Source organism: Arthrobacter sp. 01L42 (genome assembly GCF_056400005.1).
Genome location: NZ_JBFTSL010000010.1, coordinates 13,439 through 28,520 on the forward strand (window position 1 = coordinate 13,439; position 15,082 = coordinate 28,520).

The window sequence follows — 15,082 nt, forward strand, 5'->3', positions numbered from 1 at the left end:
GAAGAATGCCATGACCTTGCCTGCACACGGAAGCGACCGCTTCGATCTCTGGGCACCGGAAGCGCAGGACGTCACGCTCCTCGCTGACGGCCGGAAGTACGACATGACCCGCCGCGGCGCGGAGGCACCCGGCTGGTGGACCGCCGCCGGGGCGCCCGCCGCCGGGGACGTGGACTACGGCTACCTGGTGGACGGGGATCCCACCCCGCTGCCGGACCCGCGGTCCCGCCGCCAGCCCGCGGGCGTGCACGCGCTCTCCCGCACGTTCGACGCCGGACGCCACCAGTGGGCTGACGGCCAGTGGGCGGGGCGGGAGCTCAAGGGCGCCGTCATCTACGAACTCCATGTGGGCACGTTCACGCCGGAGGGAACACTGGACGCCGCGGCAGGGAAGCTGTCGTACCTGGCGGAGCTGGGCATCGACTTCGTCGAGCTGCTGCCGGTCAACGGGTTCAACGGCACCCACAACTGGGGCTACGACGGTGTCCTCTGGTACGCCGTGCACGAAGGCTACGGCGGACCCGCCGCGTACCAGCGCTTCGTGGACGCCGCCCACGCCGCCGGCCTGGGCGTCATCCAGGACGTCGTCTACAACCACCTCGGCCCCAGCGGCAACTATCTTCCCCGGTTCGGGCCCTACCTGAAATCGGGGGAGGGCAACACCTGGGGCGACTCGGTTAACCTTGACGGCCCGGAGTCGGACGAGGTGCGCCGCTACATCCTGGACAACGCCGCGATGTGGCTGCGCGATTACCACGTGGACGGCCTGCGCCTGGACGCCGTGCACGCCTTCAAGGACGAGCGCGCCGTGCACCTGCTGGAGGACTTCGGCGCCCTCGCCGACGAAATAGCCGCCGAGACCGGACGTCCGGCCACGATGATCGCGGAATCGGACCTGAACAACCCGCGCCTGCTCTACCCGCGGGACACCAACGGGTACGGGCTGGCCGGGCAGTGGAGCGATGACTTCCACCACGCCGTCCACGTCAACGTCAGCGGCGAAACCACCGGCTACTACGCCGACTTCGACTCGATCGGGGCTCTGGCCAAGGTCCTGGAGCGCGGGTTCTTCCACGACGGCAGCTACTCCAGCTTCCGCGCCCGCCACCACGGCCGGCCCATCGACCCGGCCCAGGTCCACCCGGCCGCGCTGGTGGTGTGCAGCCAGAACCACGACCAGATCGGCAACCGTGCCACCGGGGACAGGCTGTCCCAGACCTTGGGCTACGGGCCGCTCGCGCTCGCCGCCGTCGCCACCCTGACTTCGCCGTTCACGCCCATGCTGTTCATGGGCGAGGAATACGGGGCCACCACCCCGTGGCAGTTCTTCACCTCCCACCCGGAACCGGAGCTGGGCAAGGCGACGGCCGAGGGCCGGATCAGGGAGTTCGAGCGCATGGGCTGGGACCCCGCCGTCGTCCCCGACCCGCAGGATCCGGAGACCTTCACCCGGTCCAAGCTGGACTGGGCCGAGGCCTCGGGAGGGGACCACGCCCGCCTCCTGGAGCTGTACCGGGCGCTCATCGCGCTGCGCCGCACCACGCCGGACCTGACGGAACCCGGTTTCGAGGACACCGCCGTCGACGTCAGCGAGAACGAGGGCTGGCTGCTGCTGCGCCGCGGCCGCACCGAGGTGGCGATGAACTTTTCCGCCGAGGCGCGGCGGGTCCCGGTCCGCGGGGCGGCCCTGGCCCTGGCAACCGACGACGGCGTCCGGCTGGACCCGGCTTCCGATGCTGAACCCGCTCCTGGCGGCGCGGCGCCGGCCACACCACTGCATCTACCCGGCCACAGCGCCGCGGTACTCACCCACTAAGGCAGGATATGACGTATGACATATTTGGCAGCTGATACCCGCTACGACTCCATGCCCTACCGCCGCGTGGGGCGCAGCGGCCTGAAACTCCCGGCCATCTCACTGGGCCTGTGGCACAACTTCGGCGACGACAAGCCGTTCGAGATCCAGCGCGCCATCCTGCGCCGGGCCTTCGACCTGGGCGTCACCCACTTTGACCTCGCCAACAACTACGGCCCGCCCTATGGCAGCGCCGAGACCAACTTCGGCCGCCACTTCAAGGACGACTTCAAGCCGTACCGCGACGAGCTGATCATCTCCAGCAAGGCCGGCTACGACATGTGGCCGGGCCCGTACGGCAACTTTGGCTCCCGCAAGTACCTGCTGGCCAGCCTGGACCAGTCGCTGGGCCGGATGGGCCTGGACTATGTGGACATCTTCTACAGCCACCGCCCGGACCCCGAAACGCCGATGGAAGAAACCATGGGCGCCCTGGACCAGGCCGTGCGCTCCGGCAAGGCGCTCTACGCAGGCATTTCGTCCTACACCCCGGAACAGACCATCGAGGCCGCGGGGATCCTCAAGGAACTCGGCACCCCGCTGCTGATCCACCAGCCCAGCTACTCCATGCTCAACCGCTGGACCGAGAACGGCAGCCCCAACCTCTTCGAGGCGCTGGAGCAGGTGGGCGCCGGATCCATCGCGTTCTCGCCGCTGGCCCAGGGCATGCTCACCGACCGCTACCTGAAGGGCATTCCGGCCGACTCCCGGGCCGCCCAGCACAAGTCCCTGGGCGAATCCATGATCACCGAGGAGAAGCTGGACCGCGTGCGCGGGCTCAACCGGATCGCCGAGGGCCGCGGGCAGACGCTCGCGCAGCTGGCCATCGCCTGGATCCTGCGCGATCAGGGCAAGGGCTCGTCGGTCACGTCCGCACTGGTGGGCGCGTCCAGCGTCCGGCAGCTTGAGGACACCTTGTCTGCGATCAACAACCTGGATTTCACGGCCGATGAGATCGACGCGATCGATGAATTCGCCGTCGAATCAGATATTAACCTGTGGGCCCAGAAGTCGTAGGCATCCGCAGTTAACACAAGTGCCGGGGCCGCCGGGGAACAACCGCGGCCCCGGCGGCGTTGACTAGACTACTAAGGGCGCCTTACGGCGTCGTGTCCGCCTGCCGCCCGCACAACTGATGCAGTACCTCAGAGTGCGGCCGCGCCGGTCACCCTTGTTTCTCAAAAGGAGTTCCGTGTCTTCACATCCGATTCGTGTTGCAATCGTCGGCGTAGGTAACTGCGCCGCTTCGCTGGTCCAGGGCGTCCAGTACTACAAAGATGCCGACCCCAAGGCCACGATCCCGGGCCTGATGCACGTGGAGTTCGGCCAGTACCACGTCGGCGACGTCCAGTTCGTTGCCGCGTTCGACGTCGACGGCAAGAAGGTGGGGCAGGACCTGTCCGACGCCATCCTGGCCAGCGAAAACAACACCATCAAGATCGCCGATGTCCCGCCGACCGGCGTCACGGTCCAGCGCGGCCACACCCTGGACGGCCTGGGCAAGTACTACCTCGAGACCATCGAGCAGTCCCCGGAGGAGCCGGTCGACGTCGTCCAGGCCCTCAAGGACGCCCAGGTTGACGTCATGGTCTGCTACCTGCCGGTCGGCTCCCAGCAGGCCGCCGAGTTCTACGCCCAGTGCGCGATCGATGCCGGCGTGGCGTTCGTCAACGCCCTGCCGGTCTTCCTGGCCGGCACCAAGGAGTGGGCGGACAAGTTCATCGCCGCGGGCGTGCCGATCGTGGGCGATGACATCAAGAGCCAGATCGGTGCCACCATCACGCACCGCGTCATGGCCAAGCTGTTCGAGGACCGCGGCGTCACCCTGGACCGCACGTACCAGCTGAACGTCGGCGGCAACATGGACTTCAAGAACATGCTCGAGCGCGACCGCCTGGAGTCCAAGAAGATCTCCAAGACCCAGGCCGTCACCTCCAACGTCGAGGCCGAGCTCGCCGCCAAGGACGTCCACATCGGCCCGTCCGACTACGTCCAGTGGCTCGATGACCGCAAGTGGGCCTTCGTCCGCCTCGAGGGCCGCAACTTCGGCGACGCCCCGGTGTCGCTGGAATACAAGCTCGAAGTCTGGGACTCGCCCAACTCCGCCGGCGTGATCATCGACGCCATCCGTGCCGCCAAGATCGGCCTGGACCGCGGCATCGGCGGCCCGCTGGTCTCGGCGTCGAGCTACTTCATGAAGTCCCCGCCGGAGCAGTTCAACGACGACCTCGCCCGTGAAAAGGTCGAGGCCTTCATCCGCGGCGACCTGGAGCGCTAACCGCCACAGCTGCCGCGCTACCCCCGGACGCTCCCTCACGTTTGGCGTGTTCCAACCCGACGCTCCCTCACCAATGGTGGGGGAGCGTCGTCGTTTTCGGATTGGGTCCGGGATGCTCCCTCACCTTTGGCCGATACCGACCCGATCCTCCCTCACGTCTTGCAGACATCGGCGGCTCGCTGCCTCAGATTGCGCTGGAAAAGCCAGCTGCGGCCGGCGGGCTGAGGTATGAGGTGCGGAGGATTCGCTTCATCTTGGTGACGGCGCCGGAGAAGCCATCCGCGAGGTCATCTTTTGTCAGGACGAGCACTGTCCATCCGGCTGCCTCGAAGGCCTTGTCACGGCGGCGGTCGCTGAAGATCTGTGCGGGGAGCAGGTGGTGCCCGCCGTCGTACTGAACCGCCAGCCGCCGACGGCGATACCCAAGGTCCGCCGTCGGCGCGGCAGGACTGTCCGGTCGCAGCGGGAGCTGCAGTTCCGGTTCCGGGAGCCCGGCGTCGCACATCGCCAGCCGCAGCAACGTCTCCGGCGCTGAATCCGAGCCCACGCGCATCAAGTCCAGTGCGGCACGGGCGCGGACGATTCCCTGCAGGTTCGGGTGACGGCCCACCATCCAACGCAGCTCATCGATGGTCGCAAAGGGATCACTGCGCCCTTCCAACCCCAGTCGGGGAATCCGCACCAGCTCATCACCCAGGCAGACCAACTCCGGCAGGCTCAACCGCAGGGCGAGGTCGAGCCACGTCCGGGAGCGCGTGCTGATCCGGATCCCGTCCACTGTCTCGACCTCGCCCTCCAACGCAAGAACCGTGTGTCCGAGGATGCCTTTGCGCCGGACCTCCGGGAGCGCCCGCGGCTTGCTCAGGTGTAGCTCCTCCGAGTCCGAGAGCCACGGAGGCAATATCTGGCATCGGAGCCTGGCAGCGGTGACGTGGGAGATCCAGGCGCCAGGCGACGCTGCGGCCAACGCACGAGCCGCCGCCTCCAGCTCGAAGTCCCAATCCGTGGGCCGGTAGAGACCCCGGCTGATGTGGATTACGTCGGAGTGCCTGAGTCTGGTTCTCGGCACTCCCAAGGACCTTGCATCCGCGATGGTAAAGGGTGCTGCGCTGAGTGGACCGGGAAGCTTCGTAGGCTTTTCCATGCTGGAATTTTGAACCAATTTGGAGAACCGCGCAGGAGTTATCCACAGATGTCCCGGATCGGCCCGCGGCGGCAGGCGCAAGCGCCACGCCGGACCTGAGGGAGCGTCGGGTGGGGGCACGCCGGACCTGAGGGATCGTTGGTTGGGGGGATGCAGGATGTGAGGGAGCGTCGGGTGGGTTAGAAGAGGCCGACCGGGTTGCCGGCGTCGTCGACGTCCATCCGCATCGCTGCCGGCACCTTGGGCAGGCCCGGCATGGTCATCACGGCGCCGGTGAGGGCCACGATGAAGCCCGCGCCGGTCTTGGGGATGAGATCCCGGACGTGGATGGTGAAGCCCTTGGGCGCGCCGAGGCGGGTGGCGTCGTCGGTGAAGGAGTACTGGGTCTTCGCCATGCACACCGGCATCCCGGACCAGCCGTTCTTCTCGATCTCGGCCAGCCGTTTGAGCGCGGGCACGGAGAAGTCCACGCCGTCGGCGCCGTAAATCTCCTGCACGATGGTCCGGATCTTGTCCTCCACGGACATCTCCAGCGGGTACAGGTGCCGGAAGCCGTGCGGGGCGTCGATCGCGGCCGCTACCTTCGCCGCGAGCTCGTCGCCGCCGTCGCCGCCACCACCGCGGCCCCAGACATCGGCCACCGCGGCCTGGACACCCTCCGCGGCGCACCACTGAAGCAGCCAGTCCAGCTCCTCGGCGGTGTCCGTGGCGAATTTGTTGACCGCCACGACCGGGGTGATGCCGAACTTCTCGACGTTGCGGATGTGGCGCCGCAGATTGGCGACGCCGGCGGCCAGCGCCTCCACGTTGGGCTCCTTGAGCAGGTCTTTCGGCACGCCGCCGTGCATCTTGAGCGCCCGGACGGTGGCCACGAGGACGACGGCGGACGGGGCGACGTCGGCCATCCGCGCCTTGATGTCCATGTACTTTTCGGCGCCGAGGTCCGCGCCGAACCCCGCCTCGGTGATGACGATGTCTGCAAGGCGGCGGGCCGTCTGCGTGGCGATGAGGGAGTTGCAGCCGTGGGCGATGTTGGCGAAGGGCCCGCCGTGCACCAGCGCCGGGGTGCCGGCGATGGTCTGCACGAGGTTGGGTTTGATCGCGTCCTTGAGCAGCATGGTCAGGGCGCCCTGGACGCCGAGGTCGGCCACGGTGACGGGCCGGCGGTCGTAGGTGTAGCCGAACGTGATCCGGCCAAGCCGGTCGCGCAAATCGTTCAGGTCCGTGGCGAGGCAGAACACGGCCATGATCTCCGAGGCCACGGTGATGTCGAAGCCGTCCTGCCTCGGCGTGCCCTGGGCCGGCCCGCCGAGGCCGATCACGACCTCCCGGAGGGACCGGTCGTTCATGTCCAGGACGCGCTTGAACGTCATCCGGCGCGGATCGATGTTGAGCTCGTTGCCCTGGAAGATGTGGTTGTCCACGAGGGCCATGAGGGCGTTGTTCGCCGATGTGATGGCGTGGAAATCGCCCGTGAAGTGCAGGTTGATCTGGTCCATCGGCAGCACCTGGGAGTAGCCGCCGCCGGTCGCGCCGCCCTTCATGCCCAGGATGGGGCCGAGCGAGGGTTCGCGCAGCGCGATCATCACGCTGTGCCCGGCCCGGGCCAGGGAATCCGCGAGCCCCACCGTCGTGGTGGACTTGCCTTCGCCGGCGGGGGTGGGCGACATCGCGGAGACCAGCACCACCTTGCCGGGCGCGCGCACGGGGGTGCCCGCCGGAACGGTCAGCTTCGCAGGGTCGATCTTGGCCTTGTAGGGTCCGTAAAGTTCCAGCGCGTCCGGGGCGATGCCGGCGGCCGCCGCAATCTCCCCGATCGGCTTCATGACTGCCCGCTGGGCAATTTCCAGGTCGCTGGGGACGTTGTTCCCGGCAGTGGTGGTCTCAGACATCGTTGTCCTTCGGCTCGTGGCGTCGGCGGGTTTGTCCCGGTCCGGTGTTGCCGGGCGGGGTTGGAGCGGGCGGAGGGGGTGCAACCGGTTCAGGGTGTGTGGCCCACCGGGATGGTCAGGCTTCCAAAATACTGGCTTACGGCGGTGTGGTAGCTCTCCAGCGTAATCGCGGCGGTGCGTTGCCAGCCGAACTCCTGGGCATGGATCGCGGCGGCGCGCCCCATGTCGGTGCGGGTTTGGGTGTCGTCGAAGAGCGACTCGAGGGCGTCCGCCCAGTCGCTGGCCTTGTGGCCTTCGATCAGCATCCCGGTCCGTCCGTCCTGGACGGCGCGGGAGAGGCCGCCGACTTTCGTGGCGAGGACCGGCGTCCCGCAGGCCTGCGCCTCCAGCGCCACCAGGCCGAAGGACTCGCTGTAGGAGGGCATCACCACGACGTCGGCGGACCGGTACCAGCCGGCCAGCTCCGGGGCGTTCACCGGCGGGTGGTGGGTGACGACGTCGTCCATTCCGGCGGCGCTGATCAGCGTCTTGAGGTTGAAGTCCTTGGCGCCGCTGGCGGCCCCCAGGATGGTCAGCTGCAGGTCGATGTCCGGGCGCCGGGAGCGCAGGAGCGCCGCCGCCTTGATCAGGATCTGCGGGCCCTTGAGCCGCTGGATCCGGCCCGCGAACAGCAGATGGAACTTGCCCGGGGCGATGCCGTGCTGGGCCCTGGCCCGGTTCCTGAAGGCCGGCGTGAAGACGGCCAGGTCCACGCCGGGCGGCGCGACGTCGATGTGGTCGATGTCGGCGTTGTAGTGCGAGACCAGCTCGGCCGCTTCGGTGCCGGTATTGGCGATCAGCCGGGTGGCGCCGTCGACAATCCGGTGCTCGCCGTCCTCACGCCGCCGCGGCTCGGGCTGTTCGCCGGACTCGAGGAGCTGGTTCTTGACCTTCGCCATCGTGTGCATGGTGTGGACGAGGGGCAGCCGCCACAGCTCCGCGAGCTCCAGCCCGGCCACCCCGGAGACCCAGTAATGGGAATGGATGACGTCATACCGGCCGTGCGGCTGGAGCAGCCGGATCCGGTTGATCTCGGCGACCATGCTGTGCAGCAGCCCCGGGAGCTCCTCCTTGGGCAGCTTACGGGGCGGGCCGGCGAGGACGTTGTGCACGCACACGCCCGGGGACGGGTGTTCGACGGCGGGCTGCGTGGCCGAGGTGGACCGGGTGAAGATCTCTACTTCCACGCCGGTCTCGGCGAGGGCCGCGGCCAGCGCCCGGACGTACACGTTCATGCCGCCGGCGTCACCGGAGCCGGGCTGCTCCATGGGCGAGGTGTGCAGGGAAAGGAAAGCGACGCGGCGGATCAGCGACACGGTTCCCCTTTCCTCTGCCCATTTCTTTCTGCCCAATGCATGTCGATAAAACATTACTCCTGAAGTGCCGGCCGGTTCACGGGGCCGTTCGGTTCGCAGACCGGGGCGTGCTGCTAACGTGGCCGCTGTGAACACAACGACAGGACAAGAACCTGCAGCCGGCTGGACCATCCGGGAGGCGCGCCCGGAGGACTGGCCGGGCATCTGGGCGATCCTGGAACCCGTCGTCCGGGCCGGGGAGACCTTCACCTGGGACCGGGACACCGCCGAGGACGAGGCCCGCGCACGCTGGTTCAAGCAGGCGCCGGGCCGGACGTTCGTCGCGGTTGCCTCCGATACCGGCGCGGTTCTTGGCACCGGCGAGCTGCACCCCAACCAGGGCGGCGGCGGCAGCCATGTGGCCAACGCGGGTTACATGGTCCACCCGGGCCAGGCCGGCCGCGGACTGGCCCGGGCCCTCTGCGCCTATTCGCTCGACGCCGCGCGCGACGCCGGTTTCCGGGCCATGCAGTTCAACGCTGTGGTGGAAAGCAATGTCCGGGCCGTGGCAGCGTGGAAATCCATGGGCTTCGAGGTGCTCGCGACCATTCCCGAGGCATTCAACCACCCTGAACTGGGGTACGTGGGCCTGCACGTGATGTACCGAAAGCTGTAGGCTTGCCGGCCCGGTGCGCGGGACCCCGGGACGCTGATGTTGGCGGGCCGTTAAGGCCCGCGGGCGGCTACGGCCCGCCGTGCCAGAGACGGCCCAGTTCCGGGAAGGCTGCTTCATAGCCGGCCAGCAGTTTTCCGGCGAGGTCATCCGAGTCCACGAGCGGATGCCTGGCGAACGCGGCGAGGGCCGCCTCCCGCCGGCCGGTCGTCGCCGCCTCCACCACGAGCCGTTCGACGTCCTTGACGCGCCGCAGCAGCTCCAGTTGCGCCGGTCCCGGGCGGTCCTGCGGGACTGGCCCGGCGCCGTCGGGCGTCACCCGGCACGGAACTTCGACGACGGCGTCGGCCGGCAGCCCCGGGACAGCCGGCACCACCTGTGCTCCGGACCCGGCGCCGCCCGCTTCCGGGCCGGCGGGCGCCGCTTCCGGGCCCGCGGCCCCGGGGGAGGTGACGGCGTTGCGCGTGTTGAGGATCAGGTCCGCCGCGCCGCCGCCGGAGAGGGCGCGCATGGTCGCCAGCGCCACCCGCTCGTAGCCGCCGCCGGCGAGGTCGGTCTCGTCGCGGCGTTCGCCCGAGGTGCGGGCCTCCGCGAGGTAGCCCTCCTCGCGGGACCTGCGGGCGCCCTCCCACAGCGCAAAAGCCTCGGCTCCGGCAGCAGCCAGCCGGGGATAGAGCTCGGCCTGCTGCCGGGCGATCGATTCCCCCCGGGTCTGACCTGCGGCGCGCATGCCGGCCACCGCCCGAACGGTGTCGTAGTAGTAGAAAAGATATTCATTCGGCAGGCAGCCAAGGCTGGCCAGCAACCCGGGCGGGAACAGCCGGCCTTCCTCGAATTCCGACAGCGCCGCAGGGTTCGCGAGCAGTGCCGGGAGGGCGTCCCGGCCCCCGGCCTCCAGCCGGTACAGCCAGCCGAGGTGGTTCAGGCCGTAGTAGCCCACGCCGTCGAGCGTACCCTCCGGCAGCGCGACGCCGGCGGCCCGCGCCGCGCGGTGCACCAGGCCGCTGGCGGAGTCGCAAATCCCGATCACCCTAGGACCGAGCACGGGGACCAGGGCCTCCGTGACCATGCCGGCGGGGTTGGTGAAGTTGAGCAGCCACGCCCCGGGGCAGCGGCTCCGCATTTCCTCCGCGAGCCGCAGCATCGGCGGAATGGAGCGCAGCGCGTAGGAGATCCCGCCGGCGCCGGTGGTTTCCTGGCCCAGGAGTCCGAGGTCCAGGGCGATCCGCTCGTCGGCGGTCCGGCCGGCGGTGCCGCCGGGCCGGATGGCGGCGAAGACCATGTCGGCGCCGTCCAGGGCCTCGGGGAGCGAGGATACGGCACGGATCTGCGGGCCGGAACCCGGCGGGCTGGAACGCGGCGGGCTGGAACGCGGCGGGCCGGAACCCGGCGGGCCCTGCCGGGCCAGGGAGGCCAGGACCGCCTCAATGGCCGCCAACCTGGCGGGGTCGACGTCGTAGAGCACCAGCTCCCGCACCAGCCCCGCGAAAGGCCCGGCAGAGAGCGCCCGGTAGACCAGGGGGACGCGGAAGCCGCCCCCGCCGGCGATCGTGAGCCGCATGCGGACAGTCTATTCTCCGCCCTGTTCGCCGCCGGTTTGGGCCCCGCTTTCCCCTGGTATCCCTCGACGGCGGTACGGCGTAATGTGCCGTATATGGACGCGACCCCGGCGCGGCGATTTGATCCGCTCTCTGCCGTCCGCAGCCCGGCCGCGGACGGATTCGACTTGCTCCTGACCGGGACCGTGTTCCAGGACATCATCTTCACCGGGCTGCCCCACGCGCCGCAGCCCGGCACGGAAATCTGGAGCGACGGGATGGGCAGCTGCCCCGGGGGCGTCGCCAATCAGGCCATCGCCGCCTCCCGGCTGGGACTGCGGACCGGTCTTGCCGCCGTGTTCGGCGATGACGGCTACGGTGACTACAACTGGAAGATTCTGGCCGCCCAGGAACACGTGGACCTGTCCCTGTCCCGGCGTGTTCCGGGCTGGCATTCGCCCGTCACGGTGTCCCTGAGCGTGGAGAAGGACCGGTCCATGGTGACGCACGGGCACCCGGCGCCGGTGACTTCCACCGAGCTGGTTGGATGCCCGCCGCCGGCGCTCGCAGCCGTTGCGGAGCTGGGGGAGGAACTCGAACCGTGGGCTGTCGACGCGCACAAGAACGGCGTCCAGCTGTTCGGCGATGTCGGCTGGGACCCCACCGGCGCGTGGTCCTCGACCCGGCTGGACCACCTGAAGTATTTCCACGCTTTCATGCCGAACCAGCACGAGGCCATGAACTTCACGGGCTGCGACGACCCCTGGTCCGCCCTGTACTCGCTTGCGGACCGGGTTCCGGTGGCGGTGGTCACCCTCGGCGCCCAGGGATCCATGGCCGTGGATTCGGAAACGGGGGAGGAGGAGTGGGTCCCGTCCCTGCCGGTCCGGGCCTACGATCCCACCGGCGCCGGTGACTGCTTCGGTGCGGCCTTCATTGTCGGCTCCCTGGCCGGCTGGCCGCTGGGAGACCGTCTCCGCTTCGCCAATCTGTGCGCCGCCTTGGCCGTCCAGGAGGTGGGCGGCTCGCTGGCCGCGCCCGGCTGGGGCGACATTGCCGACTGGTGGCAGCGGGCCAACGCACGGAAGGAACGGCAAAGCAGCCAATGGCTTCGCCGCTACCGTTTCCTGGAAGAGATCGTGCACGACGTCCCGCCCGAGGCGCAGCGGCGCGCGACGGCGACCATCGCCCACCAGTCCGACGCGTAGACGGGCGGGCGCGGCTGGGCTTTCGTGGCTGGCACCAGTGGACATATCCTCCGCTGGGGCGGGGCTTGGGCATGGACCCGTTCTGCGCGGCCCTGGGCGTGAAGATTGGGCATGTCCCGGGGTGGGGGTGCGGCCGGATTCGTGGCACCAGTGGACATGTCCTCCGCTTCGGCCGGGGCGTGGGCATGGACCCGTTCTGCGCGGCCTTGGGTGTGAAGATTGGGCATGTCCCGGGGTGGGTGTGCGGCCGGATTCGCGGCACCAGTGGGCATGTCCCCCGCTGGGGCGGGGGCGTGGGCACGGACCCGTTGTGCGCGGTCATGGGTGTGAAAATTGGGCATGTCCCGGGGTGGGGGTCCGGCCGGATTCGTGCCACCAGTGGGCATGTCCTCCGCTGGGGCCGGGGCTTGGGCATGGACCCGTTCTGCGCGGCCCTGGGCGTGAAGATTGGGCATGTCCCGCGGGGAGGAATGGGCATGTCCAGCGGTGGCCGGGCCCGGCCGATTATTCGGCCCGCAGCGCCGCGCCTAGAATCGTTAGGTGACTTACCAAGCAGCAACAGGCGATCTCCTGCCCGGTTCGGCGGCAGTGCCGGCCCACGCTGAGGAGCGCTCAGCCGTAATCGATCTCGACGCCATCCGGCACAACGTCCGCCGCATCGCAGCGGTGGCCTCACCCGCGCAGGTCATGGCCGTGGTCAAGGCCGACGCCTACGGGCACGGCGCCGTCCAGGTGGCCCGCGCGGCCCTCGGCGCGGGGGCCAGCTGGCTTGGCGTCGCCCACATCTCCGAGGCCCTCGCCCTGCGCGCCGCCGGGATCGAGGCGCCGCTGCTGGCCTGGCTGCACACCCCGGACAGTAACTTCGCCGCCGCAGTGGCCGCAGGAATCGACATCGGCTGCTCGGGCTGGGAACTGGACCGGATCGTGGCCGCGGCCCGCGAGCAGGAACGGCCCGCCCGCGTCCACTTGAAGGTCGACACCGGGCTCGGCCGCAACGGCGCCACCCTCGACGCCTGGGACAGCCTGGTCGGCGAAGCCATGGAACACCAGGACCAGGGCCTGCTCCGGGTCGTGGGGATCTTCTCCCACCTGGCCGTAGCCGACGAACCCGAACGGCCCGAAACCGACGAGCAGCTCGCCGCGTTCCGCCAGGTCCTCGCCGTCGCCCAGGACGCCGGCGTGGACCCCGAGGTCCGGCACCTCGCCAACACCCCGGCCACCCTCTCCCGGCCGGACACCCACTTTGACCTGGTCCGCGTGGGGCTGGGCCTGTACGGGCTGTCACCCTTCGAAGGGCAAAGCCCGGCCGAACTCGGGCTGCGCCCGGCCATGACGGTCCGCACGGTGGTCTCGCACTGCAAGGACGTGCCCGCCGGGCAGGGCGTTTCCTACGGGCTGAACTACCGCACCGACGGCGTCAGCACCCTCGGGCTCATCCCGCTGGGCTACGCCGACGGCGTGCCGCGCGTCGCCACCGGCGGGCCCGTCCGGGTCGAGGGCGTGAACTATCCGGTAGTGGGTCGCATTGCGATGGACCAGATGGTGATCGACCTCGGACCCCGCCACGTGGCGGCCGGAGGCCCGAGCATCCTCGGCGCCGAGGCAGTGCTGTTTGGCGACGGCGCCGACGGCGGACCCACGGCAGATGACTGGGCCAAGGCCGCCGGTACCAACAACTACGAGATCGTCACCAGGATCAGCCCCCGCGTGCCGCGCCGCTACCTGAACGAAGAGCCCTCCACCGGCGAAGAGCGGCCGTGAGCGCGCCCGCGTGGGAACGGAGCCTTGAGGTCCACACGGCGGCGCAGACGCATGCGCTCGCCGCGGCCCTCGGCGCCGTGCTGGAAACCGGCGATCTGCTGGTCCTGACCGGCGAACTGGGTGCCGGCAAGACCACGTTCACGCAGGGGCTGGGGGAGGGCCTGGGAGTGCGGGCCGGCATCATCTCGCCGACCTTTGTCCTGGTGCGCATCCACCCCAACCTGCCCGGAGGACCCCGGCCGGGCGGACCGGACCTGGTGCATGTGGACGCGTACCGGCTGGAGTCGGCCGCTGAAATCGACGACATCGATCTTGAAAACACCATGGACAGCGCCGTGACGGTGGTCGAGTGGGGCCGCGGCCGGGTTGAGCACCTCAGCGACAGCCGGCTGGAGGTCGAACTCCACCGCACCCGCGGAGGCGCCGCCGCTTCCGCCGAAACCCCCGAAGCCCCCGCCGAAACCGGCGCCAGTCCCGTTCTGGATTTCGACACGGACGACGACGACGAGCCGCGGACCGTCGTGATCCGCGGCTTCGGTCCGCGCTGGGCTGAAGCGCCGGCGCTGCCCGGTGCCGAGCCCGGGCACGTTGTCGAGCCCCTGCCCGGGACCATGCCCGGCGCCGAGCCCCTGTCCGAGACTATGCCCGGCGCCAGGCCCCTCCCCGGGACCACGCCCCAGACCCCGGAACGGAATCCCTGATGCTGATCCTCGCCATCGACACCTCAGCTGTCGCCAGCGCCGCCCTGGTCTCCGATGATGCACCGGAATCCGTGCTCGCCAGCTTCGCCACCGAGGACACGCGCACCCACGCGGAGGTCCTGGCCCCGGGGATCGACGGGCTCCTGGCTGAGGCCGGCGTCGGCGGCCACGACGTCGACGCTATCGTCACCGGCGTCGGCCCCGGCCCGTTCACAGGACTGCGCTCCGGGATCGTCACGGCCCGCACCCTCGCCTTTGTCTGGGGCAAGCCGCTGTACGGCGTCATGAGCCTGGACGCGATCGCCCTGGAAGTAGCCGAATCCACCGACTCGGCCGCGGAGTTCATTGTCGCCACCGATGCGCGCCGCAAGGAAGTGTACTGGGCCCGGTACACACTCTCCGATGCCCAGCTGCCGCATCTGGAGGACGGCCCGCACGTGGGATTCGCCGCGGACCTGCCGGATCTGCCCGTGTACGGTGCAGGGGCAGGAATCTACTCCGAGGCCGTCAAGGCGGTCGCGGAATTCAGCACCCGCCAGCCGGAGGCCCTCTCGCTCGGCCAGTTCGCACTCGCCCGGCTCTCCGCGGGGGAACAGCTCCTGGACTCCACCCCCCTGTATCTGCGCGAATCCGACGCCCAGGTGCCCGGACCCCGGAAGCGTGCCCTGTGAGCGCGGAGCGAGCCGTCCGGCTGCCCG

Annotated in this window: 12 protein-coding genes; 8 read left to right on the plus strand and 4 right to left on the minus strand. The window is 69.6% G+C overall.

Annotated features, from left to right (window positions below; all coding sequences use genetic code 11):
- Window positions 1–10: 10 nt before the first annotated feature.
- From treZ to AC1DN2_RS10520, 3 genes are all read left to right on the plus strand, one after another.
- The gene (treZ, locus tag AC1DN2_RS10510) at window positions 11–1,816 is read left to right on the plus strand and encodes a malto-oligosyltrehalose trehalohydrolase (RefSeq protein ID WP_476850283.1); all 1,806 of its coding nucleotides are present in this window, start codon (window positions 11–13) and stop codon (window positions 1,814–1,816) included.
- Window positions 1,817–1,831: 15 nt separating this feature from the next.
- Entirely contained in the window at window positions 1,832–2,872 is a 1,041-nt protein-coding gene (gene mgrA / locus AC1DN2_RS10515; protein WP_476850284.1) for an L-glyceraldehyde 3-phosphate reductase, read from the plus strand.
- A gap of 175 nt (window positions 2,873–3,047) precedes the next feature.
- Window positions 3,048–4,133, plus strand: a complete 1,086-nt coding sequence (locus AC1DN2_RS10520) for an inositol-3-phosphate synthase (protein WP_476850285.1) — start codon at window positions 3,048–3,050, stop codon at window positions 4,131–4,133.
- Window positions 4,134–4,317: 184 nt separating this feature from the next.
- Here the strand turns inward: AC1DN2_RS10520 and AC1DN2_RS10525 are convergent, their stop codons facing one another.
- From AC1DN2_RS10525 to mshA, 3 genes are all read right to left on the minus strand, one after another.
- Window positions 4,318–5,277, minus strand: coding sequence for a hypothetical protein (locus tag AC1DN2_RS10525; RefSeq protein WP_476850286.1), 960 nt, complete (start codon window positions 5,275–5,277; stop codon window positions 4,318–4,320).
- A gap of 179 nt (window positions 5,278–5,456) precedes the next feature.
- Window positions 5,457–7,169: a formate--tetrahydrofolate ligase gene (locus AC1DN2_RS10530; RefSeq protein WP_476850287.1), complete on the minus strand. Its 1,713-nt coding sequence runs from the start codon at window positions 7,167–7,169 to the stop codon at window positions 5,457–5,459.
- 89 nt (window positions 7,170–7,258) lie between these two features.
- Window positions 7,259–8,524: a D-inositol-3-phosphate glycosyltransferase gene (gene mshA / locus AC1DN2_RS10535; RefSeq protein ID WP_476850288.1), complete on the minus strand. Its 1,266-nt coding sequence runs from the start codon at window positions 8,522–8,524 to the stop codon at window positions 7,259–7,261.
- A 127-nt stretch (window positions 8,525–8,651) separates the two neighbouring features.
- Here mshA and AC1DN2_RS10540 point away from each other — a divergent pair, with 127 nt between their 5' ends.
- Window positions 8,652–9,179 (plus strand): N-acetyltransferase family protein, encoded by a 528-nt coding sequence (locus AC1DN2_RS10540; protein ID WP_476850289.1) that lies wholly within the window; start codon window positions 8,652–8,654, stop codon window positions 9,177–9,179.
- Window positions 9,180–9,246: 67 nt separating this feature from the next.
- Here AC1DN2_RS10540 and AC1DN2_RS10545 read toward each other — a convergent pair whose 3' ends face one another.
- Window positions 9,247–10,737: a family 4 glycosyl hydrolase gene (locus AC1DN2_RS10545; RefSeq protein ID WP_476850290.1), complete on the minus strand. Its 1,491-nt coding sequence runs from the start codon at window positions 10,735–10,737 to the stop codon at window positions 9,247–9,249.
- A 93-nt stretch (window positions 10,738–10,830) separates the two neighbouring features.
- On the opposite strand from AC1DN2_RS10545, the gene AC1DN2_RS10550 reads away from it, so the two are divergent.
- The 4 genes from AC1DN2_RS10550 to tsaB all read left to right on the plus strand — a co-directional run bounded on the left by AC1DN2_RS10550 (window position 10,831) and on the right by tsaB (window position 15,055).
- Window positions 10,831–11,922, plus strand: a complete 1,092-nt coding sequence (locus AC1DN2_RS10550) for a carbohydrate kinase family protein (RefSeq protein ID WP_476850291.1) — start codon at window positions 10,831–10,833, stop codon at window positions 11,920–11,922.
- Between the two features lie 540 nt (window positions 11,923–12,462).
- The gene (alr, locus tag AC1DN2_RS10555) at window positions 12,463–13,683 is read left to right on the plus strand and encodes an alanine racemase (RefSeq protein WP_476850292.1); all 1,221 of its coding nucleotides are present in this window, start codon (window positions 12,463–12,465) and stop codon (window positions 13,681–13,683) included.
- Window positions 13,680–14,384, plus strand: coding sequence for a tRNA (adenosine(37)-N6)-threonylcarbamoyltransferase complex ATPase subunit type 1 TsaE (gene tsaE, locus AC1DN2_RS10560; protein WP_476850293.1), 705 nt, complete (start codon window positions 13,680–13,682; stop codon window positions 14,382–14,384). Before alr ends, tsaE begins: the two co-directional genes overlap by 4 nt.
- A complete protein-coding gene (gene tsaB, locus AC1DN2_RS10565) occupies window positions 14,384–15,055 on the plus strand; it encodes a tRNA (adenosine(37)-N6)-threonylcarbamoyltransferase complex dimerization subunit type 1 TsaB (RefSeq protein WP_476850294.1) in 672 nt (223 codons plus the stop codon). The genes tsaE and tsaB overlap by 1 nt, the downstream gene beginning before the upstream one ends.
- Window positions 15,056–15,082: the final 27 nt, after the last annotated feature.

Bases quoted from the DNA above. Each gene is read 5' to 3' on its own strand.
- treZ (WP_476850283.1), top strand. From the start codon at position 11: ATGACCTTGCCTGCACACGGAAGCGACCGCTTCGATCTCTGGGCACCG.
- mgrA (WP_476850284.1), top strand. From the start codon at position 1,832: ATGACATATTTGGCAGCTGATACCCGCTACGACTCCATGCCCTACCGC.
- AC1DN2_RS10525 (WP_476850286.1), bottom strand. From the start codon at position 5,277: ATGGAAAAGCCTACGAAGCTTCCCGGTCCACTCAGCGCAGCACCCTTT.
- AC1DN2_RS10530 (WP_476850287.1), bottom strand. From the start codon at position 7,169: ATGTCTGAGACCACCACTGCCGGGAACAACGTCCCCAGCGACCTGGAA.
- AC1DN2_RS10545 (WP_476850290.1), bottom strand. From the start codon at position 10,737: ATGCGGCTCACGATCGCCGGCGGGGGCGGCTTCCGCGTCCCCCTGGTC.
- AC1DN2_RS10550 (WP_476850291.1), top strand. From the start codon at position 10,831: ATGGACGCGACCCCGGCGCGGCGATTTGATCCGCTCTCTGCCGTCCGC.
- tsaB (WP_476850294.1), top strand. From the start codon at position 14,384: ATGCTGATCCTCGCCATCGACACCTCAGCTGTCGCCAGCGCCGCCCTG.